Origin of the sequence: Actinomadura physcomitrii (genome assembly GCF_008923205.2) — a bacterium.
GTDB lineage: Bacteria > Actinomycetota > Actinomycetes > Streptosporangiales > Streptosporangiaceae > Spirillospora > Spirillospora physcomitrii.
In genome coordinates, this window is sequence record NZ_WBMS02000004.1 from 46,731 (window position 1) to 68,237 (window position 21,507).

Annotated in this window: 22 protein-coding genes and 4 tRNA genes; 12 read left to right on the forward strand and 14 right to left on the reverse strand. The window is 74.6% G+C overall.

What is annotated here, in order from left to right; translation table 11 throughout:
- Positions 1–107: 107 nt before the first annotated feature.
- From F8568_RS06175 to F8568_RS06195, 5 genes are read right to left on the reverse strand one after another with little or no spacing between them, the layout of a single operon-like run.
- Positions 108–1,562, reverse strand: coding sequence for a protein kinase domain-containing protein (locus tag F8568_RS06175; protein WP_151592338.1), 1,455 nt, complete (start codon positions 1,560–1,562; stop codon positions 108–110).
- Positions 1,563–1,582: 20 nt separating this feature from the next.
- Positions 1,583–2,374 (reverse strand): putative hydro-lyase, encoded by a 792-nt coding sequence (locus tag F8568_RS06180; RefSeq protein ID WP_328600744.1) that lies wholly within the window; start codon positions 2,372–2,374, stop codon positions 1,583–1,585.
- Entirely contained in the window at positions 2,371–3,276 is a 906-nt protein-coding gene (locus tag F8568_RS06185) for a 5-oxoprolinase subunit C family protein (protein WP_151592340.1), read from the reverse strand. Before F8568_RS06185 ends, F8568_RS06180 begins: the two co-directional genes overlap by 4 nt.
- A complete protein-coding gene (locus F8568_RS06190) occupies positions 3,273–3,881 on the reverse strand; it encodes a 5-oxoprolinase subunit B family protein (RefSeq protein WP_151592765.1) in 609 nt (202 codons plus the stop codon). Before F8568_RS06190 ends, F8568_RS06185 begins: the two co-directional genes overlap by 4 nt.
- An 8-nt stretch (positions 3,882–3,889) precedes the next feature.
- Positions 3,890–5,119 carry an NRAMP family divalent metal transporter gene (locus F8568_RS06195; RefSeq protein WP_151592342.1) on the reverse strand — a complete coding sequence of 410 codons (1,230 nt, stop codon included), beginning with the start codon at positions 5,117–5,119 and terminating at the stop codon, positions 3,890–3,892.
- Positions 5,120–5,280: 161 nt separating this feature from the next.
- Between F8568_RS06195 and F8568_RS06200 the strand changes: the two genes are divergently transcribed.
- On the forward strand, positions 5,281–5,976 hold the full coding sequence (locus F8568_RS06200) for a GntR family transcriptional regulator (protein ID WP_151592344.1): 696 nt from the start codon (positions 5,281–5,283) through the stop codon (positions 5,974–5,976).
- 35 nt (positions 5,977–6,011) lie between these two features.
- Here the strand turns inward: F8568_RS06200 and F8568_RS06205 are convergent, their stop codons facing one another.
- Positions 6,012–6,653 (reverse strand): GntR family transcriptional regulator, encoded by a 642-nt coding sequence (locus F8568_RS06205; protein WP_328600745.1) that lies wholly within the window; start codon positions 6,651–6,653, stop codon positions 6,012–6,014.
- A gap of 144 nt (positions 6,654–6,797) precedes the next feature.
- On the opposite strand from F8568_RS06205, the gene pdhA reads away from it, so the two are divergent.
- From pdhA to F8568_RS06230, 5 genes are all read left to right on the forward strand, one after another.
- Positions 6,798–7,976 (forward strand): pyruvate dehydrogenase (acetyl-transferring) E1 component subunit alpha, encoded by a 1,179-nt coding sequence (gene pdhA, locus F8568_RS06210; RefSeq protein ID WP_151592348.1) that lies wholly within the window; start codon positions 6,798–6,800, stop codon positions 7,974–7,976.
- Complete coding sequence (locus tag F8568_RS06215) at positions 7,976–8,995, forward strand: alpha-ketoacid dehydrogenase subunit beta (protein WP_151592350.1); 1,020 nt, start codon at positions 7,976–7,978, stop codon at positions 8,993–8,995. Before pdhA ends, F8568_RS06215 begins: the two co-directional genes overlap by 1 nt.
- On the forward strand, positions 8,992–10,305 hold the full coding sequence (locus F8568_RS06220) for a dihydrolipoamide acetyltransferase family protein (RefSeq protein ID WP_151592352.1): 1,314 nt from the start codon (positions 8,992–8,994) through the stop codon (positions 10,303–10,305). Before F8568_RS06215 ends, F8568_RS06220 begins: the two co-directional genes overlap by 4 nt.
- A 97-nt stretch (positions 10,306–10,402) precedes the next feature.
- On the forward strand, positions 10,403–11,047 hold the full coding sequence (gene pnuC, locus F8568_RS06225; protein WP_151592354.1) for a nicotinamide riboside transporter PnuC: 645 nt from the start codon (positions 10,403–10,405) through the stop codon (positions 11,045–11,047).
- Positions 11,044–12,153, forward strand: coding sequence for an AAA family ATPase (locus F8568_RS06230; protein ID WP_151592356.1), 1,110 nt, complete (start codon positions 11,044–11,046; stop codon positions 12,151–12,153). The genes pnuC and F8568_RS06230 overlap by 4 nt, the downstream gene beginning before the upstream one ends.
- Here the strand turns inward: F8568_RS06230 and F8568_RS06235 are convergent.
- The 5 genes from F8568_RS06235 to F8568_RS06255 all read right to left on the reverse strand — a co-directional run bounded on the left by F8568_RS06235 (position 12,131) and on the right by F8568_RS06255 (position 13,909).
- Positions 12,131–13,357, reverse strand: coding sequence for an ROK family transcriptional regulator (locus F8568_RS06235; RefSeq protein ID WP_328600746.1), 1,227 nt, complete (start codon positions 13,355–13,357; stop codon positions 12,131–12,133). The two genes, F8568_RS06230 and F8568_RS06235, sit on opposite strands and share 23 nt — an antisense overlap.
- Positions 13,358–13,576: 219 nt before the next feature.
- Positions 13,577–13,651, reverse strand: a tRNA-His gene (locus F8568_RS06240).
- A gap of 1 nt (position 13,652) precedes the next feature.
- Positions 13,653–13,725: transfer RNA gene (locus F8568_RS06245), tRNA-Arg, on the reverse strand.
- 21 nt (positions 13,726–13,746) lie between these two features.
- A tRNA-Met gene (locus tag F8568_RS06250) sits at positions 13,747–13,819 on the reverse strand.
- 5 nt (positions 13,820–13,824) lie between these two features.
- A tRNA-Ser gene (locus F8568_RS06255) sits at positions 13,825–13,909 on the reverse strand.
- Positions 13,910–14,132: 223 nt separating this feature from the next.
- On the opposite strand from F8568_RS06255, the gene F8568_RS06260 reads away from it, so the two are divergent.
- Together F8568_RS06260 and F8568_RS06265 are read left to right on the forward strand one after the other, a co-directional pair.
- A complete protein-coding gene (locus F8568_RS06260) occupies positions 14,133–14,558 on the forward strand; it encodes an SDR family NAD(P)-dependent oxidoreductase (RefSeq protein ID WP_328600747.1) in 426 nt (141 codons plus the stop codon).
- Positions 14,474–15,124, forward strand: coding sequence for a LysR family substrate-binding domain-containing protein (locus tag F8568_RS06265; RefSeq protein WP_151592360.1), 651 nt, complete (start codon positions 14,474–14,476; stop codon positions 15,122–15,124). The genes F8568_RS06260 and F8568_RS06265 overlap by 85 nt, the downstream gene beginning before the upstream one ends.
- Here F8568_RS06265 and F8568_RS06270 read toward each other — a convergent pair.
- Both F8568_RS06270 and F8568_RS06275 read right to left on the reverse strand, forming a co-directional pair.
- On the reverse strand, positions 15,114–15,374 hold the full coding sequence (locus F8568_RS06270; RefSeq protein ID WP_225992169.1) for a sigma factor-like helix-turn-helix DNA-binding protein: 261 nt from the start codon (positions 15,372–15,374) through the stop codon (positions 15,114–15,116). The genes F8568_RS06265 and F8568_RS06270 overlap by 11 nt on opposite strands.
- A 62-nt stretch (positions 15,375–15,436) precedes the next feature.
- Positions 15,437–16,618: an MFS transporter gene (locus tag F8568_RS06275; protein WP_151592362.1), complete on the reverse strand. Its 1,182-nt coding sequence runs from the start codon at positions 16,616–16,618 to the stop codon at positions 15,437–15,439.
- Between the two features lie 100 nt (positions 16,619–16,718).
- On the opposite strand from F8568_RS06275, the gene F8568_RS06280 reads away from it, so the two are divergent.
- A complete protein-coding gene (locus F8568_RS06280; RefSeq protein ID WP_151592364.1) occupies positions 16,719–17,486 on the forward strand; it encodes an AraC family transcriptional regulator in 768 nt (255 codons plus the stop codon).
- Positions 17,487–17,576: 90 nt separating this feature from the next.
- On the forward strand, positions 17,577–17,882 hold the full coding sequence (locus F8568_RS06285) for a hypothetical protein (RefSeq protein WP_151592366.1): 306 nt from the start codon (positions 17,577–17,579) through the stop codon (positions 17,880–17,882).
- Positions 17,883–17,890: 8 nt separating this feature from the next.
- On the opposite strand, the gene F8568_RS06290 is transcribed toward F8568_RS06285, so the two are convergent.
- Complete coding sequence (locus F8568_RS06290) at positions 17,891–18,448, reverse strand: MFS transporter (RefSeq protein WP_151592368.1); 558 nt, start codon at positions 18,446–18,448, stop codon at positions 17,891–17,893.
- Positions 18,449–18,565: 117 nt separating this feature from the next.
- Between F8568_RS06290 and F8568_RS06295 the strand changes: the two genes are divergently transcribed.
- Both F8568_RS06295 and F8568_RS06300 read left to right on the forward strand, forming a co-directional pair.
- Complete coding sequence (locus tag F8568_RS06295; protein ID WP_328600748.1) at positions 18,566–20,491, forward strand: AMP-binding protein; 1,926 nt, start codon at positions 18,566–18,568, stop codon at positions 20,489–20,491.
- Positions 20,492–20,522: 31 nt separating this feature from the next.
- Entirely contained in the window at positions 20,523–21,458 is a 936-nt protein-coding gene (locus tag F8568_RS06300) for a phosphotransferase family protein (RefSeq protein ID WP_328600749.1), read from the forward strand.
- The last annotated feature ends 49 nt before the right edge of the window (positions 21,459–21,507 follow it).

Consider the following 21,507-nt stretch of genomic DNA (forward strand, 5'->3'; position numbering starts at 1 on the left):
GCTAAGCCCTCGCAAGCCGCCGCACAATAGGCCGATCAGCCTTGGCCGTCGAAATTGGGCGCTGACCTGCGGGAACTTTTTGGGAGCGCTCCCATCGACGGACGGGCCTAGCGGCACTCCCCGCCGTTCAGCGTGAACCGGGACGGCCGCCCGCCGCCCCCGTCCCGCCTGCCGAGGAACCCGAACTCGACCGTCCCGCGCGGCGGGATCGACCGGTTCCAGTCCGCGGCGGTGACCGTCACCGACGCGCCGTCCTGCCGCTGCCCGGCGTTCCACACCTGCGTGATCGACTGGCCGTCGGGGAGGTCGAAGCCGAGCCGCCAGCCGTCGATCGCGGCCGTCCCGAGGTTGGTGATCCGCACCGTCGCCTGGAAGCCCTGCGGCCACGACCCGTCGATCCGGTACGCCACCGAGCACGCGGTGACCGCCGCGGTCGCGGAGGTTCCGGACGGGGCGGGCCCCTTGGACGGGCCGGCGGCGTCCGGCGAGGAGTCCGGCGTGAGCACGCCGATCAGCAGCGCCGCCAGGCCTGCCGCGCCGACCGCCGCGCCCGCGATGACCAGCGGCCTGCGCGACGGTACCGGCCGACCGCCCGGCGGCGGCCCGGTCTGAGGCGGCCCGGCCTGCGGCGCCTCGCCCAGCACGGGCGCGCTCGCTGCGGCGGATTCCCCGGACGGCTCCGGGAGCGGCTCGTCCAGTACGCGCGTCGGCGAATCCCCGGCTCCTTCCCGCCGCTCGTCGGCGACCTGCGCGTGCTGCGGGAAGGCGGCGAGCTGGACGCCCGCCGCGGCCGCGAGGATCCGGGCCGCCTCCGGCGCCGCCGGACGGGCGCCGGGGTCCTCGTCCAGGCAGCGGCGGCACAGGTCCGCGACCTGCGCGGGGACGCCGTCCGGCAGCGCGCCGGCGACCGGTGCGGGCGCGTCGCCGGTCAGCGCCTGGTTCAGCACGACGCCGAGCGAGAACACGTCGGCGGACGGTCCCGGCTCCGCGCCGGCGAGCAGTTCGGGGGCGACGTAGGCGGGGGTCCCGAGGACGGGCCCGCCGGGCGTCCCGGTGAACGCGATGCCGAAGTCGAGGACCTTCACCCCGACCGGCGTCAGGAACACGTTCGCGGGCTTGATGTCGCGGTGCACGATCCCGGCGGCGTGCGCGGCGGCGAGCGCGTCGGCGATCCGCGCGCACACCGCCGCCGCCTCCCGCCACGGCATCGGGCCGCGCTCGAGCCGCGCCGCCAGGGTCTCGCCGTCGAGCAGCTCCATCACCACGTACGGGACGCGCCGCCGCTGCGCGTACCGGCCCGTCCGCGGCGTGACGTCGTCCTCGCCGTAGTCGTAGACGCCGGTGATGCTCGGGTGGGCGAGGCCGGCGGCGGCCTTGGCCTCCTCGCGGAACCGGCGGGCGAGGTCCTCCGGCCAGCCCTCGGCCGGGACCTTCACCGCGACGGCGCGGTCCAGGACGAGGTCGGTGGCGCGCCAGACGGTGGCCATCCCGCCGGCTCCCAGCGGCGCCTCCAGCAGGTAGCGCTCGCCGAGCCGGTCGCCGGGGGCGACGATCTCGGGCATGGAGGCAGCCTATGCCGGACTCAGGGCACGATGTAGCGGGTGTCGCGGGCGTCGGTGATCGCCATGTGCCCGGGCGCGTGGCCGATCGCGAGCTTCGGGCGGGACGCCATGACCGCGGCCTGCGGCGTCACCCCGCACGCCCAGAACACCGGGATCTCGTCCACCCGGACCTCGACCGGGTCGCCGAAGTCCGGTGCGTCCAGGTCGGCGATGCCGAGCTCGAGGGGGTCGCCGACGTGCACGGGCGCGCCGTGCACGGACGGGTACCGCGCCGTGACGCGGACGGCGTCGGCGACCTGCGCGGCGGGGACGGGCCGCATGGACACCACCAGCGGTCCGCCGAACTCGCCGGCGCGGCGGCACATCCGGTTCGTCCGGTACATCGGGACGTTGGTGTTCTGCTCGATGTGCCGGACCGGGACGCCCGCCTCGCGCAGCGCGTCCTCGAAGGTGAAGCTGCACCCGATCAGGAACGACACCAGGTCGTCGCGCCAGTGCGCGGTGACGTCGGACACCTCGGCGACCGGCTCGCCGTTCTCGTAGACGATGTAGCCGGGCAGGTCGGTGCGCAGGTCGCCGGCGAACAGCGACGCGCAGGTCTCGCCCGGCTCGGTGACGTCCAGCACGGGGCACGGCTTGGGGTTGCGCTGCGCGAACAGCAGCAGGTCGTAGGCCTGGTCGCGGGGGACGGCGATGAGGTTCGCCTGCGTCCAGCCGGAGCACCAGCCGGCCGTGGGGACGCGCAGCCCGGCGCGGAACAGCGCCCTGGCCTGGTCCGGGCTGAGCGAGCCCGGGTCGATCGGATTCGTCACGGTCCCTCCTGTCGGGGTCGCGGTCCTGCGAGCGGGGGCGCGGGGTGCGGGCGGAACCGCAGCCGCTGCCCGGGGCGCGCCTGCGCGGCGCGCCCGACGTCGGCGGAGACGACCACCGCGATCACCGGGTAGCCGCCGGTGACCGGGTGGTCGGCGAGGAACAGCACGGGCAGCCCGGACGGCGGGACCTGCAGCGCGCCGGTGACGGTGCCCTCGCTGGGCAGCTCGCCGCGTCCGGCGTGCTCCAGGCGGGGGCCGTCGAGCCGCATGCCGACCCGGTCGATCTCGCTGGTCACCGCGTAGGGCGAGGCGAACAGCGCGTCCAGGGCGCCGGGGGCGAGCCAGTCGGCGCGGGGGCCGGGGATCGCGCGCAGCTCGACGTCCCGGGCGGGCGGCGCCGCGACGGGCAGGACGTCGAGGCGCGGGTGCTCGCGCGGCGGCGGGCCGACCGGGAGCAGGTCGCCGGGTTTGAGCGGGGCCGGGCCGAGGCCGGACAGCGTGTCGGTGGAGCGGGAGCCGAGGACGGGCGGGACGGCGATGCCGCCGCGGACGGCCAGGTAGCTGCGCAGGCCGCTGGGCGGCGTGCCCATGCGCAGCTCGGCGCCGTCCGGGACGTGGAAGACCGAGAAGGGGGCGACGGCGCGGCCGTCGACGGTGAGGGGCGCGGGCGCTCCGGTGACGGCCGCGAACGCTCCCCCGCGGAAGCGGACGTGGAGCCCACCGAAGGTGGCCTCGATGGCGGCGGCGTCCTCGGCGTTGCCGACGGCGCGGTTCGCGAGCCGGAACGAATCCGGGTCCGCGGCGCCCGCCACCCCCACGCCGAGCGCCGCGTGACCCGGACGTCCCAGATCCTGAACGGTCGCCAGGAGTCCTGACTGGAGAACGTCCAGGCCCCGCTTCATGGTTCCCTCCGGACGAAACGAACTTCGACTCCAGGTCTGAGCAGGGCGGGAGGGTCGCGGTCGAGGTCCCATAGGACGGCCTCCGTGCGCCCTATGAGCTGCCATCCGCCCGGCGAGTCGACGGGGTAGACGCCGCTGAAGCGGCCCGCGAGCCCGACCGCGCCGGCCGGGACGCGGACGCGCGGGGTGCCGCGGCGCGGGACGTCCAGCCGCGGGTCGCCGCCGTCCAGGTAGCCGAATCCGGGGGCGAACCCGGTGAACGCGACCCGCCACGGCGTGCCGGTGTGGGCGGCGACGACCTCGCCCGGGGTGAGCCCGGTGCGGGCGGCGACGTCGGCGAGGTCGGGTCCGTCGTAGACGACGGGGACCTCGACAGCCGCCGCGGACCCGGCCGCCGCGCCGGGCCGCGCGCCGCGCACGGCGGCGGCGATCCGGACGGGGTCGGCGGACGGGCCGAGCAGCAGGGTCAGGGTGCGGGCCGCCGGGACGACGTCGGTGACGCCGGGCGGCGGGGCGGCGGCGAGCGCGGTGTACAGGCCGAGCATCGCCTCCTGGCCGGGCAGCTCGACGAGCAGCGCCCGGTCGCCGTTCGGCAGGATCCGCACCCGTTCCCTCAGTTCCACAGGTCTTCTATGCCCGAAAGCGAGTTCCAGCCGAGGTACAGCGACAGCAGCCAGGCCGCGACGCCGAGGCCGAGCAGCCAGACCGGGTACCGGTAGCCGCCGAGCAGGTCGCGGCGGCGGGCGGCGACCCATAGCAGCACGGCCAGCCCGAACGGCAGGATGAGCCCGTTCAGCGCGCCGGCGAGGATCAGCAGCTTCGCCGGAGTCGTGCCCATGGCCAGGTAGATGGCGGTGGAGACGACGATGAACGCGACGACGAGCCGGTTGCGGTGCCGTTCGATCCAGCCGGAGAACGAGACCAGGAACGACACCGAGGTGTAGGACGCGCCGATCACCGAGGTGATCGCGGCGGACCACATGATCAGGCCGAACACGCGCAGCCCGGTCTCGCCGGCGGCGTGCTGGAAGGCCGACGGCGCCGGGTTGTCCTTGGCGAGCGCGACGCCGCCGGCGACGACGCCGAGCACGGCGAGGAACAGCAGCACGCGCATCACGCCGGTGACGAGGATGCCGGTGATCGCGCTGCGGTTGATCTCGCGGACGTTGCCCGGCCCGGTGAGGCCGGACTCGATCATGCGGTGCGCGCCGGCGTAGGTGATGTAGCCGCCGACGGTGCCGCCGATGAGCGTGGTGATGACGAGGAAGTCGACCTGCTCGGGCGCGACGGTCTGGCGGAGCGCGTCGCCGACCGGCGGCCCCGACTTCACCGCCACGTACAGCGTCATGATGATCATGACGGCGCCGAGCACCACCACGATCCGGTCCATCGCGACGCCGGCCCGCCGGATCAGGAAGATCGCGATGGCGACCAGCGCGGACAGCGCACCGCCGATCTTGACGTCCAGGTCGAGCAGCGCGTTCAGGCCGAGCGCGCAGCCGGCCACGTTGCCGATGTTGAACACCAGCCCGCCGAAGACGTCGAGGGCGGCCAGCGCGTAGCCGCCGCCGGGCACCACCGAGTTGCCGAGGTCCTGGGCGCGCCGCCCGGAGACGCCGACGATCCGCCACACGTTGAGCTGGATCGCGATGTCCACCAGTACCGACACCAGGATCGCGAACGCCATCGCGGCGCCGAGCTTGGCGGTGAAGGTCGTGGTCTGGGTGATGAACCCGGGGCCGATGGCGCTGGTGGCCATCAGGAACATGGCGCCGAGGAGGGCGCCGCGGCGCGACGAGGTGGGCTGGGAGGCGGGCGTGTGGTCGAGGGTGGTTTCCGTCATGGCTGCCCCTTCCGGGGTATCGGCTTTCCGACAGCGTAGATTTCGTTCAACAATCCATCAATCCCCCTGTTGAGAAATTCTTCGCGGAAGGGGCTACGCTGGTCTCGGACGAGTTCCGCGCGCGCCCGGGCGGCGCCGCGCCACCCCGGGAGGACGGGCCGATGCCGGCGCAGGAGTCGTGGCTGGAGACCATCGCGGCGGCACGGGACGACATCGGCCGGCACAGCACCGCCGACCGCGTCGCCCACCAGCTCCGCGAGCAGATCACCGACGGCCGCCTCGTCCCCGGCCAACGGGTCCCCGAGGAGGACCTCGGCCGCGCCGCCAAGGTCTCCCGCAACACCGTCCGCGAGGCGTTCCGGCTGCTCATCAACGAGCGGCTGCTCGTGCACGAGTTCAACCGGGGCGTGTTCGTCCGCCGCGTCACCGCCGACGGGCTCGCCGACCTGTACCGGGTCCGCCGGATCCTGGAGTGCGAGGGCGTGCGGTGCGCGCCGTCCGCCCCGCGCGAGGCGCTCGCCCGGGTGGAGGCGGCGGTGGCCGACGGCGAGCGCGCCGCGGCCGGCGACGACTGGCCGCGGGTCGGCACCGCCGACATCCGCTTCCACCAGGCGCTCGCCGCCCTCGTCGGCAGCCCCCGGGTGGACGAGATGATCCAGCACCTGCTGGCCGAGATGCGGCTGGTCTTCCACGAGATGGGCTCGCCGCGCGAGTTCCACGAGCCGTACCTCGCCCGCAACCGGCGCCTGTGCGACCTGCTGGAGCGCGGCGACACCGAGGCCGCCGAGGCCGAACTGCGCTCCTACCTCGACGACGCCGAGGCACAGCTCACCAAGGCCTACCGCGAGAAGGAGTGAGCCGGAGCGGGGGGCGCCCTACGGCGCGCGGCCCATCATGCGCCCTCCGGCGCGTAGTTCATGACGTGGTCGTGCAGCAGCTGCGGGGCCTGCGGGTCGCGGCGGCGGAACGCCTCGATCAGCTCGGCGTGCTCGGCCGACTTTGAGTAGATCTCGGTGTGGTGCAGCCGCAGCGACAGCGTCGTCCACAGCTCGATGCCGAGGCCCTCCCACACCGAGAACAGCAGCCGGTTGCCCGCCGCCTCGACGATCTCGCGGTGGAAGGCGATGCTGAGCCGCATCTGCTCGTGCAGGTCGCCGCCGCGCGCCGCCTCGCTCAGCTGCCGGTTGCGCTCCTCCAGCGCGTCCAGGCAGCCGGCGATGCGGGCCATGCCGAGCTCGGCGGCGGTGCGCTCCAGCCCGGCCCGGACGGGGAAGATCTCGGCGAGGTCCTGCTCGGTGAACGCCCGGACGCGGGCGCCCCGGTTCGGCAGCGACTCGATCAGCCGCTGCGCCTCCAGCTGGCGCAGCGCCTCGCGCACCGGCCCCTGGCTGACGCCGAGCTCGGTGGCGATGCGGCGCTCGACGATGCGCTCGCCCGGCTCCCACCGGCCCGAGCTGATGCCCTCCACGATGAACTCGCGGATCTGGTCGGCGAGCCCGGTGCGCAGCAGCTGGGCGGGGACGGGCGTGTTCACGGGAGCCAATATTAGACGGGACGACGGTAAGTGAGTCTTGACGCCCGACGAGATAGACTCGAATATGATCGATCATTGATCAATGATGATCGGTGAGCGTCGTGGCGATCCTACGGCGTTCCCCCGGACTTAGGAAGGTCGCCGATGGCTGAGACCACCCGGTCAGCTACCAAGGCCGCTCCGGCTCGCACGACCCGGAGAGCGCGCGGCACAAAGGCTTCCGGGCCGACGGCCGCCGCCGCGGCGGACGCCGGCGCCGCGCGCGAGGGCGCGGTCAACGGCGCCGCGCCCGGCGGCCCGGCGGAGAGCGCCGAGACGCTCGTGGCGTACTACCGCCAGATGCTGCTGATCCGCCGCTTCGAGGAGCGCGCCGCGCGCGCCTACACCGAGGCCAAGATCGGGGGCTACTGCCACCTGAACCTCGGCGAGGAGGCGACCGTCGTCGGCCTGATGGCCGCGCTGCGCCCCACCGACTACCTGTTCACCAACTACCGCGAGCACGGCTACGCCCTCGCCAAGGGCATCTCCGCCGAGCGCGTGATGGCCGAGCTCTACGGGCGCTCCACCGGCGTGTCCAAGGGCTGGGGCGGGTCCATGCACCTGTTCGACGCCGAGGCGCGGCTGCTCGGCGGGTACGGCATCGTCGGCGGGCAGGTCCCGCTCGCGGCCGGCGCCGCCCTCGCCGTCTCCTACAAGGGCGGCGACGAGGTCGTCATGTGCCACATGGGCGACGGCACCACCGCGATCGGCGCGTTCCACGAGTCGCTGAACATCGCCGGCCTCTGGGACCTCCCGGTCGTCTTCGTAGTGATCAACAACGGGCTGGGCATGGGCACCACCGTGGAGCACTCCGCCGCCGAGCCCGAGCTGTACCGGCGCGGCGCCGCCTACCGGATGCAGAGCGTCCGGGTGGACGGCACCGACGTGGTCGCCGTGCGGGACGCCGCGCGCGTCGCCGTCGAGCGCGCCCGCGCCGAGAGCAAGCCGTACCTGCTGGAGACCACCAGCCCCCGGCTCAAGGGCCACTCGGTCGTCGACCCGGCCCGCTACCGGTCCAAGGAGGAGAAGGAGGCCCTGAAGGCCGCCGACCCCCTCGCCCGGATGGCGCTGGAGCTGGAGGAGGCGGGGATCCTCTCGCACGACGACCGCGACCGCCTCGACGCCGAGGTCACCGCCGAGATCGACGCCGCCGCCGCGTTCGCCGACGAGAGCCCGGCCCCCGAGGTCTCCACCCTGTTCGACTACACCTACGCCACCCCGGTCCCGGGCGAGCTGCGCCGCCTGCCCGCCGACCCGGTATTCGGTTCCGGAGGAGCACGCTGATGGCACCCGTCACCTACCGCCAGGCGCTCCGGGACACGCTGCGCGCGGAGATGCTCCGCGACGAGAACGTCTTCCTGATGGGCGAGGAGATCGGGCTCTTCGAGGGCTCGTACAAGATCACCGAAGGGCTGCTGAAGGAGTTCGGGCCGAAACGGGTCCGCGACACCCCCATCGCCGAGGAGGGCTTCGTCGGCGCCGCGATCGGCGCCGCCATGCTCGGCCTGCGCCCCGTCGTGGAGATCATGACGATCAACTTCTCGCTGCTCGCGCTGGACCAGATCGTCAACCACGCCGCCAAGATCTACGGCATGTTCGGCGGCCAGGCCAGCGTGCCGATGGTGATCCGCACCCCGGGCGGCGGCGGGCAGCAGCTCGGCGCCACCCACTCGCAGAACGTCGAGCTGTTCTACTCGTTCATCCCGGGGCTGAAGGTCGTCGCGCCGAGCACGCCCGCCGAGGCGTCGGCGATGCTGAAGGCCGCGATCCGCGACGACGACCCGGTGCTGTTCCTGGAGAACCTCGCCCTCTACAACACCAAGGGCGAGCTGCCGGCCCCGGTGGAGGAGATCGAGCCCGCCGAGATCGGCCGCGCCGCGGTCACCCGTCCCGGCACCGACATCACGATCATCGGCTACTCCCGGATGGCGCGGGTCGCGGGCGAGGTCGCCGAGACCCTCGCCGCCGAGGGCGTGTCCGCCGAGGTCGTCGACCTGCGCAGCCTGCGCCCGCTGGACCGCGCGACCGTCGTCGAGTCGGTCCGCAGGACCGGCTGCGCCGTCGTCGCCGAGGACGACTGGCTCACCTACGGCATCGGCGCGGAGATCGCCGCGACGATCCAGGAGGGCGCCTTCGACTGGCTGGACGCGCCGGTCCGCCGCGTCGCGATGGCCGAGGTGCCGCTGCCCTACGCCAAGTCCCTGGAGACGGCGGCGCTGCCGTCCGCCGAATCCCTGCTCACCGCCGTCCGCGACACGCTCCGCGCGACCGGCCGCATCCCGACTCTGGAGCCCGCCCGATGACCGAGATCCTCATGCCGCGCCTCTCCGACACCATGGAGGAGGGCGTCATCAGCTCCTGGCAGAAGCAGCCGGGCGACGAGGTGGCGGTCGGCGACGTCCTGGTGGACATCGAGACCGACAAGGCGGTCATGGAGTACGAGGCCTACGAGGCCGGCGTGCTCGAGAAGATCCTCGTCGGCGAGGGCGAGACCGCCGCGATCGGCGCGCCGATCGCCGTGGTCGCCCCGAAGGGCGGTGCGCGTCCCGAGGCGGCGGCGGCCGAACCGGCCCCGGCGCCCGCCGCGCCCGCAGAGCCCGCGCAGCCCGCCGCCGCACCGGCTCCCGCGCCTGAGCCCGCGCCGGCCGCCGCGCACCCGGCGCCGGCCCCGGCCGAGCGCCGGACCGGCGCGTCCCGGCCGCCGTCGTCGCCGCTGGCGCGCCGGCTGGCCCGCGACCACGGGCTCGACCTCGCGACGCTGACCGGCTCCGGGCCGGGCGGGCGGATCGTCCGCGCCGACATCGAGGCCGCGATCCGCGACGGCGCCCCCGCCGCCGCACCGGCCGCACCGGTCGCGGCCCCGGCGGCTCCGGCCGCCCCGGCGCAGGCGCCCGCACCCGCCGCCGCGCGCCCGCAGGCCGCCGAGGACCCGGACGTCGAGGCCGTCCCGCTGAACCGCTTCCGCAAGGTCGCGGCGCGGCGGCTCACCGAGAGCAAGCAGAACGCGCCGCACTTCTACCTCAACCGGGAGGTGGACGCCGAAGCGCTGCTGGCGTTCCGCGCCACCCTCAACGAGGCGCTCGCCCCGGCGAAGGTCAGCGTGAACGACCTGGTCGTCAAGGCGGTGGCCACGGCGCTGCGCGAGCATCCCGAGGTCAACGTCTCCTACACCGAGGAGAACCTGCTCTTCCACAAGCGGGTGCACGTCGGCGTCGCCGTCGCCGTCCCGGACGGCCTGGTCGTCCCGGTCGTGAAGGACGCCGACCGCAAGAGCGTCTCGCAGATCGGCGCGGAGACCCGCGAGCTGGCCGGCAAGGCGCGCGACGGGAAGCTGTCCGTGCAGGAGATGAGCGGCGGCACGTTCAGCGTCAGCAACCTCGGCATGTTCGGCGTCGACTCGTTCTCCGCGGTGATCAACCCGCCGGAGGCGGCGATCCTCGCGGTCGGCGCGGTGCGCGACGAGCCGGTGGTGCGCGACGGGCAGGTCGTCCCCGGCAAGCGGATGGCGGTGACGCTCTCGGTCGACCACCGCGCCTGCGACGGCGCGACGGCCGCGAAGTTCCTCGCCCGCCTTGCCGAGCTGCTGCAGAATCCGCTGCTGATCGTGGCGTGAGCCTGGCGGCGGGCCCGGTCGTGAGCGCGGCCCCGGTGACGTCACCGGGGCCGCACACCCCTTGTCGTCCCTATGACGATATGTGATCATTGCCGGCATGGCGGTCAACGTTCCGCTGGGTCCCCTGCTGGACCCGGCGTTCCACCTCGGAACCGTGCCCACGACGTGGGCGGAGCTGCTCGGCTTCGCCACCGGCGCGGTGAACGTCTGGCTGGTCGTCCGGCAGAACATCCTCAACTGGCCGGTCGGGATCGCCAACGTCGTCCTGCTGGGCCTGGTGTTCCTGGACGGCGGCCTCTACGCCGACGCCGGGCTCCAGGTCGTCTACGTCGTGCTCCAGCTGTACGGGTGGTGGGTGTGGCTGTACGCCGGCGACGGGCGCGACGAGCTGCCCGTCCGGCGCACCGCGCGCACCGAATGGTGCGCGCTCGCCGCCGCCGGAGCGGCCGGGACGGCGCTGCTGACCTGGATGCTGTCGGCCTGGACCGACTCGACCGTCCCGTTCTGGGACGCGCTGACCACCGCGCTGTCGCTCGTCGCGACCTACGGGCAGTCCCGCAAGCTGCTGGAGTCGTGGTGGCTGTGGATCGCCGCCGACCTGATCTACATCCCGCTGTACTTCTACAAGGAGCTGAAGCTGACCGGCGCGCTGTACGTGCTGTTCCTCGCGCTGTGCGTCGCGGGCCTGGTCGCCTGGCGCCGCGACCTGCGGGAGCGGGAGACGGCCCCGGTGGCGGCATGACCCACGATCACGGGCTCGTCATCGGCAAGTTCTATCCGCCGCACGCGGGCCACCACCATCTGATCGACACGGCCGCCGCCGTGTGCGCGCGGGTGACCGTCGTCGTCGCGGCGTCCACCGTGGAGAGCGTCCCGCTCGCGCTGCGCACCGCCTGGCTGCGGGAGGCGCACCCGCAGCCGCACGTGGAGATCGTCCCGGTGGTGGACGACGCCGAGATCGACTACGACTCCGACGAGATCTGGTCGGCGCACGTCGCGGCGTTCCGGGCCGGGCTCGCGCTGCGGTCCGGGCTCGGCGTGACCGTCCCGCCGGTGGACGCGGTGTTCAGCTCCGAACCGTACGGCGCCGAGCTGGCGGCGCGGTTCTCGGCCGTCCACGTGCCGGTGGACCCGCCGCGCGAGCGGTTCCCGGTCAGCGGCACCGCCGTCCGCGCGGACCCGGTGGCGGCGTGGGAGTGGCTGTCGCCGCCCGTCCGCGCGTACCTGGCGCGGCGCGTCGTGGTGACCGGCGCCGAGTCGACCGGCACGACGACGCTGGCGCGCGCGCTCGCCGCGCACTACGCGCAGCGCGGCGGGGTGTGGGCGGCGACGCGGTGGGTGCCGGAGTACGGGCGCACCTTCACCGAGGAGAAGCTCGCCGCCGCGCGCCGCGCCGCGTCCGACCCGTCGCTGTGGCTGGACGGCCTGGCGTGGGAGTCCGCCGAGTTCACCGCGATCGCCGAGCGGCACGCCGCGCTGGAGGACGCCGCCGCCCGCACCGGTTCGCCGCTGCTGGTCTGCGACACCGACGCGTTCGCGACCGCGCTCTGGCACGAGCGCTACCTCGGCGCGCCCGCCCCGGACGTCGAGGCCGTCCACGCGCGGGTGCCGCACCACCTGTGGATCCTGACCTCGCCGGACGGCGTGCCGTTCGAGCAGGACGGCTGGCGGGACGGCGCGTCGATCCGCGCCTGGATGTCGGGCCGCTTCCAGGAGGAACTAGCGAAGCGGGACCTCCCGCACATCGTGGTGACCGGCCCGCACGAGGAGCGGCTGGCCGCCGCGGTCGAGGCCGCCGACGCGCTGCTCGCGCGCGGCTGGTCGTTCAGCGCCCCGCTGGCTCCGTAGCCGCGGGCGGATCCGTGGCGGCGGGGGCGCGGTCGACGCGGAAGAGGTCCTCGTCGATGCGGTCGAGGGCCAGCCGGACGGCGCCGAGCCCGATCGCCTCGTCGCCCAGCCGCGACGCCTCGATGCGGACCGGGCTCAGGCACAGCGGCAGGACGTGCCGGCGCAGCGACTCCACCAGCGGCGCGCCCGCCCCGACCAGCGGGCCGCCGACGACGATCATCTCCGGGTCCAGCGCGAGGGCCATCGCGGCGACGCCGCGGGACATGCGCGCGGCGAGCCGGTCGACGGCCCGCAGCGCGTCCGGGTCGCGCCGCCCGGCCGCGGCGAGCACGCGTGCGGCGTCCTCCAGCGCGGGCCCGGCGGAGGCGAGGCCGGCGAGCTCCGCGCCCGCCGCCCCCGGCCCGGGCCCGGCACCGCTGATCAGCACGACGGTCGTGTCGCGCAGGCCCAGCTCGGGCAGCATCCCGATCTCGCCCGCCGCGCCCCACCGGCCGCGGTGCAGGCGCCCGCCGATCAGCGCGCCGGCGCCGGTGTGCAGCCCGGCGTGCACGCAGACGACGTCGTCGGCCGCGCGGGCCGCACCGCGCCACCGCTCGGCCAGCGCGGCGAGGTTCGCGTCGTTCTCCACCAGGACGGGGCAGGCGAACGAGCGGCCGAGCTCGCGGCCGAGCGCGACGCCCTCCCAGCCGGGCACCGCGGCGCAGCGGGTGACGGTGCCGTCGGGGCCGACGACGCCGGGGGTCCCGGCGGCGACGGCGCGCAGCGACCGCCGGTCGATCCCGGCCTCGGCCAGGCACGCCTTGACGGCGGCGCGGACGGCACTGATGCGGGCGTCCGGCCGGGCATGGGTGTCCAGGCTCGCGCGGTGGCCGCCGACGGCCTCGCCGGACAGGTCCGTGACGAGCAGCCGCACGTGGTGGGCGTCGATCTCGACGCCGAGCGCGTGGCCGGCCTCGGCGCGGAACCGGTAGCGGCGCGCGGGACGGCCGAGGCCGCTGCCCGGGCGCGGCGCGACCTCGGCGACCAGGCCTCGGCCGATCAGGTCGCCGAGCACGCCCTCGGTGGTGGGGCGCGACAGCCCGACCCGGCGGGCCAGCCCCGACAGCGTCGACTCGCCGCCGTCGCGCAGCTCGCGCAGCGTCGCGGCGGAGTTCAGGCGGCGCAGCACCGAGAGGTCGCCTCCGTGCAGCGAGCGTTCGGACACGTCATCCCTCGACGGCGATCTGCGGACCGGCGGCACCATGGCCGCTCTACTTAGGGAAGGTACCTGCATAAGTGGGCCGGACGGCGCCCACGATACCCCGGACCGGCGGCGCGGCCCCCTCAGCCGCCCGAGCCGAGCCCGGCGGCGGCCATTTCCGATGCCAAGCGGCCGGCAATATCTGCCGGCCACCGCCCGACCAATCCTGCTATTTCCTATTAAGGGCGACCGCCCGGGATCGAACCGAGGACCTCCAGGACCACAACCTGGCGTGCAGACCACCACACCACGGACGCCGTGTCTCCGACAGGACTCGAACCTGTGCCCTCCGGGTCCGCAACCCGGCGCGCTCTCCACTGCGCCACGGAGACTCGATATTCGGTTGCCGTGCGTACTGGGCGCAGGAATCGAACCTGCCTGATGCGGGATATGAATCCGCCGGATGCACCAGCATCCCTGCCCAGCCTGCGCGGAGGGTGCGAGATTCGAACTCGCGCAGGGTGACCCCTGACGACGGCTTAGCAAGCCGCTGCCTTTCCGCTCGGCCAACCCTCCGGGAAACGTTCGGGGAAAGAAAAGACCGCCCGTTCTGCTCGGGCGGTCGGCGTCAGGACGCGACGGTCACGTCCTGCGGCGGCTCCCGAGGCCGGAGTGGCTGCTGCGGTGCATTCGGTGATGGCGCATCGTTCCCTCTCCTTCCGGCCTCGTTCCGTTCAACGCCCATACTGTCCAAGCGATTCCGCTGCGGCAACCCATTATTTCCGGGGCGGCCCGCCCGGTGCGGGCCGCCCCGATTTCCCTACTCGTCGAAATCGGTGCTGCGGATCAGCGGCTCCCAGGCGGCGAACTCCTTGCGGAGGCCGTCCAGGCTCGCGGCGACCGCGTCGGCGGCGTCGCCGCCGAGCGGCAGCCGGCGACCTCGGGGTTCGGGCGGGCGATCGCGGAGGCGGCGCTCGCGGCGGGCGACACCGTCGTCGCGGCGGCGCGCCGCCCGCAGGCCCTCGACGACCTCGCCGAGCGCCACCCGGGGCGCGTGAACGCGGTCGCGCTGGACGTCACCGACCACGGCCGGATCGCCGACGTGGTGGCGGACGTGCTGCTGTCCGCCAGGCCGAGCGGGTGGCCGCAGCAGCGGAGCGGCACCGGCGCGCCAAGACCGGAGTGCTGCGCGTCGGGTTCGAGGCGAGCGGCGCCGGGGAGCTGACGACGCGGGCGCGCGCCGAGTTCGCCCGCACCCATCCCGGCGTCCGGGTCGAGCCGAAGCGGTTCGACTGGGGCGGCGAGGCCGACGCGCTGCGGTCCGGTGACGTGGACGTGGCGTTCGTATGGCTGCCCGCCGACCTGTCCGGCCTGCACGCCGAGATCGTCCACACCGAGCCGCGGATCGTCGGGCTGCCGGCCGGGCACCGGCTCGCCGGGAACGCCTCAGTCGGCATCCTCGACGTCGGCGACGAGCCGCTGATGTGGACGGAGCGGGCCCCGCGCGAGTGGGTGGACTGGTGGGCGGTCAACCCTCGCCCGGACGGGTCGGAGCCGCGGTGGGGGCCGACCAACGACAACGTCGAGGAGATGCTCGAGCAGGTCGCCGAGGGCGTCGCGATCTGCTTCGCGCCGTCCAGCATGGCGCTGTACTACACGCGGCCCGGCATGGTGTGGGTGCCGCTCACCGGCGTCGAGCCGCTGCGGGTCGCGCTCGCCTGGGCGGACGGCGCGGACGGCCCGCTGGTGCGGTCGTTCGCGCGGATCGTCCGCGGCCTGGTCACCGGGTGACGGGAGCGCCCAGGGTCGCGTGCAGCGCGCGCAGCGCCTGGTAGACGCGGACCTTGACCACGTCGACCGGCACCCCCAGCAGGGCGGCGGCCTCGTTGACCGAGCGCTCCCGGAAGACCGTCTCGGTGAGGATCTCGCGGTGCGCCGACGGCAGCGCCTGGAAGGCCCGGGCGACCGCCGCGGAGCGCGTCCGCTCCCCCGGTGCGCCGGGGGCGAACGAACCGGTGTGCTTGCCCATTCGCAGTGCCACGCAACGAACTTGGCACCACACCGCCCGCCCGGCGCCTCCCTTATGCCGCCTTTAAGGAAGAGCTAACGGTGGAGTGAGGGGCGGGGGGCGTCGGACGGGGTGGCGGGGGTCTCGAGGGGGGCGGGTTCTTGAAGAAGGCGTGCCAGGAGCCAGGCGACGGCGGGGACGGCGATGAGCGGGAGCAGGGCGGCGCGGGGGGACGCGGCGTCGGCGAGCGCGCCGACGGCGGGGCTCGCGATGCCGCCCGCGCTGACGGCGAGGCCGAGGGTGACGCCGCTGGCGGTGCCGACGCGGCGGGGCAGGTAGTCCTGGCCGAGCGTCACCTGGATCGAGAACGGGATGTAGAGGGCGATCGCGATGAGGGCGACGAACGCGTAGATCGTGTAGGAGGGGGCGAGCGCGACGCCCGCGACCGCGGGGACGGCGAGCAGGTAGGACGCGCGGAGCGTGCGGACGCGGCCCAGCGTCGCGGCGAGCCGTCCGCCGAGGACCGTGCCGGCGGCGCCGCCGGCGAACAGGACGAACAGGGCGGCGGCCCCGGCGTCGGCGCCGCCGCCGGTCCGCTGGCGCGCGACGACGGCGAGCAGGGTGCTGAGGCCGAAGAAGACGACCGAGCGGCACAGCACGACCAGGGAGAGCCGGACGAACATCGGCCAGTCGTCGCGGCCGTGCGCGGCGCTCTTCTTCGCCGCCGCGCCGGACGTGCGGCGGCGCATGGCGGTGAGGCTGAGCGCGGTCCCGAGGACGGCCGGGGCCGCCAGCCACGGCGTGGCGTGCAGGCCGCCCGCCGCGAGGACGGGCGTGACCAGCAGCGGGGCGGCGGCGAAGCCGATGTTGCCGCCGAGCGAGAACCAGCTCATCCCGGCGTGGTCGCTGCCGGTGACGGCGCGCGCGATCCGCGCGGACTCGGGGTGGTAGGCGGCCACGCCGAGGCCCGACACGGCGATCGCGGCCCAGGTCAGGGCGTAGGCGTCGGACACTCCGGACAGCGCGACGCCGAGGCCGGCGGCGCCCGTCCCGGCGGGCACGAGCCACGGCATCGCCCAGCGGTCGGTCAGCATCCCGAAGGCGGGCTGGACGACGGAGGACAGCAGCGTGGCGGCCAGCACGATCCCGGACGCGGCGACGTAGCTGTAGTGCCGCCCGGTGACGAGGAACGGGACGATCGCGGGGACGGCGCCCTGGTAGACGTCGACGCAGGCGTGTCCGGCCGACAGCAGCGCGACGGGGCCTCGGCGGTTCATACCGGCAGCCTCGCGTCCGAGGCGCCTGTCGCGCTTCCGATATTTGGCCATCTTGTATCGCTGTTCCGCCACTGTCGGTGGCCGTGCGTACGCTGAACCGATGACCCGCTACACCCCGCGCGCGAGCACGGGCCTGCGGCTGCTGCCGCCCGGCGGCGAGATCGACGCGCACCGCCACGACGACCACCAGCTCGCCTACGCCGGCTCCGGTGTCCTGTCGGTCACGACCGACGCCGGGATCTGGCTGGCGTCGCCGGCGCGCGCGCTGTGGATCCCGGCGGGGACCGTCCACGAGCACCGCTCGTTCGGCGGCGCCGGCCTGCGGCTCGTCGGGATCCCCGCGCCGCGCGACCCGCTCGGCCTCGCCCGGCCCGCCGTCCTCGGGGTGGACGCGCTGCTCCGCGAGCTGATCGCGGCCTGCACCGACGTCCCCGAAGCCGAACGGGACGGCGCCGAATGGCTGCGGCTGCGGGACGTGCTGCTCGACCGCGTCGCGCGCGCCCCCCGGTACGCCGACTACGTCCCCTCCGCCCGCGACCCGCGGCTCGCCGCCGTGTGCCGGATGCTGTGCGACGACCCCGCCGACGACCGGACGCTCGCCGAACTCGGCGCGCGCGCCGGAGCGGGCGAGCGCACGCTCACCCGGCTGTTCCGCGCGGAGCTCGGCATGACCTTCCCGCAGTGGCGCGCCCAGTTGCGCCTGCACCACGCCATGGTGCTGCTCGCCGAGGGCCTTCCCGTGACGACCGTCGCGCACCGGTCCGGGTGGGCGTCCGCCAGCGCGTTCATCGACGCGTTCCGCCGCACGTTCGGCCACACGCCCGGCACGCACCGCGCGCGCGTCGACGGGCGCCTCCTGCTCCGCTGACCGCACAGGCGCGCCTTTGCCGGCGAGCTCCCAAGCGGCCCTCGCCCGGCGGCCCAGCGCCTAGGATGAGGCGCGGGGGAGGTGGTGGACGTGGACGCGCCGCACATGTCGTTCCCACCGGACGGCTGCTCCTACGAGGTCCGCTACACGCTGGGCCGCCGCGGCACGGGCCTGGAGGCGTTCGCCGACGAGTTCGACCTCGGCCGCTGGTTCGTCCTGATGGCCGAGGAGGGCGTGTTCGTCCCGGTGGAGTTCTCCGTCCCCGACGAGGACGGCCGCAACGGGTTCCAGATCTTCTGCGTGTCCGACGGGACCCGGGTCCCGATCAGCTACTTCCACCCCCGTCTCGTGAGGGGCCGCATCGAGGGCGCGCACGACGCCGTCCCGAACCCCTGACCGGGCCGCTAAGCGCGCGCGGGACGCCGCAGGACGGCCGCCGCCAGGACCGCCACGCCACAGAACGTCCCGGCGAGCACCCCGTACCCGGCCGCGGACACGATGACGGTGGACAGCAGCCCGGCCGCGGCGGCGATCGTCCACACGGCCGCGTCCACCGTGCCCTCGACGTCCGCCCGCGCGGGCTCGGGCAGCTCGCGGGCGAGGCGCCCGCTGCCGCCGACGAAGCACAGGTTCCACGCGTAGCCGAGCCCGAACAGCGCCGCGGTGCGGGTCAGGGCTCCGTCCCCGACCGCGGCCAGGGCCGTCGACGCGGCGAGCGCCGCGATCCCGGCGGCCATCACCGCGCGCGCCCCGTACCGGTCGACCAGCCGCCCGGTCAGCGGCGACAGCGCGAACATCCCCAGCGTGTGCGCGGACAGCGTCATGCCGACCATGCCGAGCGCGTCGCCGTGCATCCGCATCGCGACCGGCGCGGCCGTCATCACCGCGACCATGACGACCTGCGCCGTGGCCATCACCACCAGCGCCGGCCGCGTCACGGGCCCCTTGAGCAGGGCGCGCACTGAGATCCGTCCGCCGGGCTCGTCCGTCTTGGCGGCGGGCGACGCCGGGGCGGACGCGGTCGCGGCGAGCGCGGCGGCCGCGGTGGCGAGGAACGCGGCCAGGAACGGGCCCGCCAGGTGCGGCAGGCCCAGCCCGTGCGCGAGGCCGCCGGACGGGTCGAGCAGCAGCGGCCCGCCGACCGCGCCGATGGCGGCGGACCAGACGACGACGCCGATCGCGGAGCCCCGCCGGCCCGGCGGGTACAGCTCGGCCGCCGCGTACCGCGAGAGCTGCGCGCGCGCCGGGCGGCCGCGGCGAGTTCCGGGATCGGGCAGGTCGTGGTTGAATTCTCGGTTATGTGGCCCTCGTCACAAAGATCACTCCCGTGGCGCCGGAGGTATCAGCCGGGGGTTCCCACCGAGATCGAGATCCCCGACGTCCCCGTCACCCGGCTGCTCGACGACGCCGCGGAGCGGTACCCGCGGCGGACCGCGCTGGTCTTCCACGGTCGGCGGCTCGACTACCGGGAGCTGCGGGACGCGGTGGACCGGTTCGCCGACGGGCTGCACCGGCTCGGCGTGCAGCCCGGCGACCGGGTGGCGCTGATCCTGCCGAACTGCCCGCAGGCCGTGATCGCGTTCTTCGGGGTGCTGCGCAGGGGCGCGATCGCCGTGCAGCACAACCCGCTGTACACCGAGGAGGAGATGCTCCACCAGCTCGCGGACTGCGGCGCCCGCGTCGCCGTCGTGCTGGATCGTTCCTACGCGACGGTGCGGGCGGTGCGGCACCGGCTGCGGCTGGAGCACATCGTCGTCACCTCGCTCGTCGACTACCTCCCTCCGGCCGGGCGGGCGGTGCTGCGGCTGCCGCTGGTGCAGACGCAGCGGCGGCGCGCGGCCATCACCGCGAACGTGCCGGACGACGCCGGCGTCGTCCCGTTCAAGGAGCTGCAGAGGATCCCGCAGCGGCAGGTGCGGCAGCTCCCGGTGGTTCCGTCGCGCGACCTCGCGGCGATCCAGTACACCGGCGGGACGGAGGGGCGCCCCAAGGGCGCGATGCTGACGCACCGCAACCTCGTCGCGAACGCGTGCCAGCAGCACGCGTGGGACGTCGGCGTGCGCGAGCGGCAGGACGTGACGCTCGCGGTCCTGCCGCTGTTCCATTCGTTCGGCCTGATGAGCTGCCTCATCGCGCCGACGATGACGGCGGGCGCGGTGGTGCTGCTCCCGCGTTTCGACCGCGACCGGGTGCTGCGCACCATCCGCAAGTACCGGCCGACGGTGTTCCCCGGCGTGCCGACGCTGTACGAGCAGGTACTGGACGGCCCGCGGTTCCGGCCGTCGGACCTGCGGTCGCTGCGGGTCTACATCTGCGGCGCGATGGAGCTGGGGCAGCGGCTCCTCGACCGCTTCGACGAGCTGGGGGTGCGCGGGCTGATCCAGTGCTACGGGCTGACGGAGGCGTCCCCGGCGGTCACCGGCAACCCGCTGGGCGGCGGCGCCCGGAACCTGACCGTGGGGCTGCCGCTGCCGATGACGGACGCGGTCATCGTCGACGTCGACGAGCCGACGCGGGACCTGCCCCCCGGGGAGGCCGGCGAGCTGGTGGTGCGCGGCCCGCAGGTGTTCGCGGGCTACTGGAACGCGCCGCTGGCCACCGCGCAGGCCCTGTCGAAGGGCTGGCTGCGGACGGGCGACATCGCGGTGATGGACGAGGAGGGGTTCATCACCATCCTCGAGCGGCAGCGCGACATGATCAAGGTGAGCGGGTTCAGCGTCTACCCGTCCGAGGTGGAGAAGGTCCTGCGGCGCCATCCGGCCGTGTACGACTGCGCGGTGGTCGGCGGGCCGGACGAGCGGCGCGGCGAGCGCGTCATCGCGCACGTGGTGGAGCATCCCGCCTACCCGTTCTCCGCGGACGAGCTGCGGCGGCACTGCGAGCGCTATCTGTCGCGCTACAAGGTGCCCGCGGAGTTCCGTCCGCGCACGGACCTGCCGCGCAACGTCCTGGGGAAGGTCGTCCGGCGCAAGCTGCGCGACGAGTCGGTGAATTCCCCGGCGTAGGCGGCGCCCGCCGGGTGGTTGACTGTTCCCCGTGGAGACCGAGACCGCCCCGCCGGAGCTGTTCGCCCGGCTCGCCGAGATCGGGCGTGACTCGTCCCGTACCGCCGCGCGCGCTTCGGACGCGCCTCTGGAGCCGGAGACGCTGTACGACCGGCACGGCGTCCTGGTGGTGCGTGTAGGCGACACCGTGGTGAAGGCGCATCAGCCCGGCCGTGACTACGGGGAGCGGTTCCTCGCACGCATCAAGGTCGCGGCGTCCCTGCCCGATCTGCTCCTCGGGCCGCTCGGTGCACCGACGGACGTGGACGGCCGTACGGTGACCGTCTCCGTGTACGGGGAGCCGGTGGATCCGCACAAGGAGCTGCCCTGGGCGGACGCCGGACGTCTCCTGGCCGCGCTCCACTCCACGCCTGTACCGGCGGACACACCGTCCTGGGGACGTCCCGCACGCGTTGCCACTCAGGTGGCGCGCCTGGGCGAGGGCCTCGCGGAGGACGAGGTGCGGCGCGCGTTCGCGACCCTGCCCGCCTGGGTCCGCGGCGAGGCGGCGGTGAGCGCCCGCCCGGAGCGCGCGGAGTGCCTCATCCATGGCGACTGGCATCTCGGCCAGATGGTGCGCGCGCGGGACGGACGCTGGCGCCTGATCGACATCGAGGACCTCGGCAAGGGCGACCCCGCCTGGGACCTGGCGCGCCCCGCCGCGCTGTACCTGTCGGGCGTCCTGCACCCGGACGACTGGGAGCGGTTCCTCGGCGCCTACGTGGAGGCCGGCGGCGCCGCGGTGCCGGACGGCGGCGACCCCTGGGCGACCCTCGACCTGCCCGCGCGAAGTCTGGCGATCCAGATCGCCGCCACGTGCGTCATATCCGCGAAGGAGGGCGAGCGCCCGTTGGACGGACCGGAGCAGGCGATGGTGGACGCCTGCGGCAGAATCTCCACCGCGGGGGACGCGGCACGGCTCGCATGACGTGGCGCGGAACCTGCCCTAGATTTACCCTCTACCTGGGGATCCATAG

Excerpts from the sequence above, each read along its gene's own strand:
- F8568_RS06175 (WP_151592338.1), bottom strand. The coding sequence starts at position 1,562 with ATGCCCGAGATCGTCGCCCCCGGCGACCGGCTCGGCGAGCGCTACCTG.
- F8568_RS06185 (WP_151592340.1), bottom strand. The coding sequence starts at position 3,276 with ATGAAGCGGGGCCTGGACGTTCTCCAGTCAGGACTCCTGGCGACCGTT.
- F8568_RS06195 (WP_151592342.1), bottom strand. The coding sequence starts at position 5,119 with ATGACGGAAACCACCCTCGACCACACGCCCGCCTCCCAGCCCACCTCG.
- F8568_RS06200 (WP_151592344.1), top strand. The coding sequence starts at position 5,281 with ATGCCGGCGCAGGAGTCGTGGCTGGAGACCATCGCGGCGGCACGGGAC.
- pdhA (WP_151592348.1), top strand. The coding sequence starts at position 6,798 with ATGGCTGAGACCACCCGGTCAGCTACCAAGGCCGCTCCGGCTCGCACG.
- F8568_RS06215 (WP_151592350.1), top strand. The coding sequence starts at position 7,976 with ATGGCACCCGTCACCTACCGCCAGGCGCTCCGGGACACGCTGCGCGCG.
- F8568_RS06220 (WP_151592352.1), top strand. The coding sequence starts at position 8,992 with ATGACCGAGATCCTCATGCCGCGCCTCTCCGACACCATGGAGGAGGGC.
- pnuC (WP_151592354.1), top strand. The coding sequence starts at position 10,403 with ATGGCGGTCAACGTTCCGCTGGGTCCCCTGCTGGACCCGGCGTTCCAC.
- F8568_RS06230 (WP_151592356.1), top strand. The coding sequence starts at position 11,044 with ATGACCCACGATCACGGGCTCGTCATCGGCAAGTTCTATCCGCCGCAC.
- F8568_RS06275 (WP_151592362.1), bottom strand. The coding sequence starts at position 16,618 with ATGAACCGCCGAGGCCCCGTCGCGCTGCTGTCGGCCGGACACGCCTGC.
- F8568_RS06280 (WP_151592364.1), top strand. The coding sequence starts at position 16,719 with ATGACCCGCTACACCCCGCGCGCGAGCACGGGCCTGCGGCTGCTGCCG.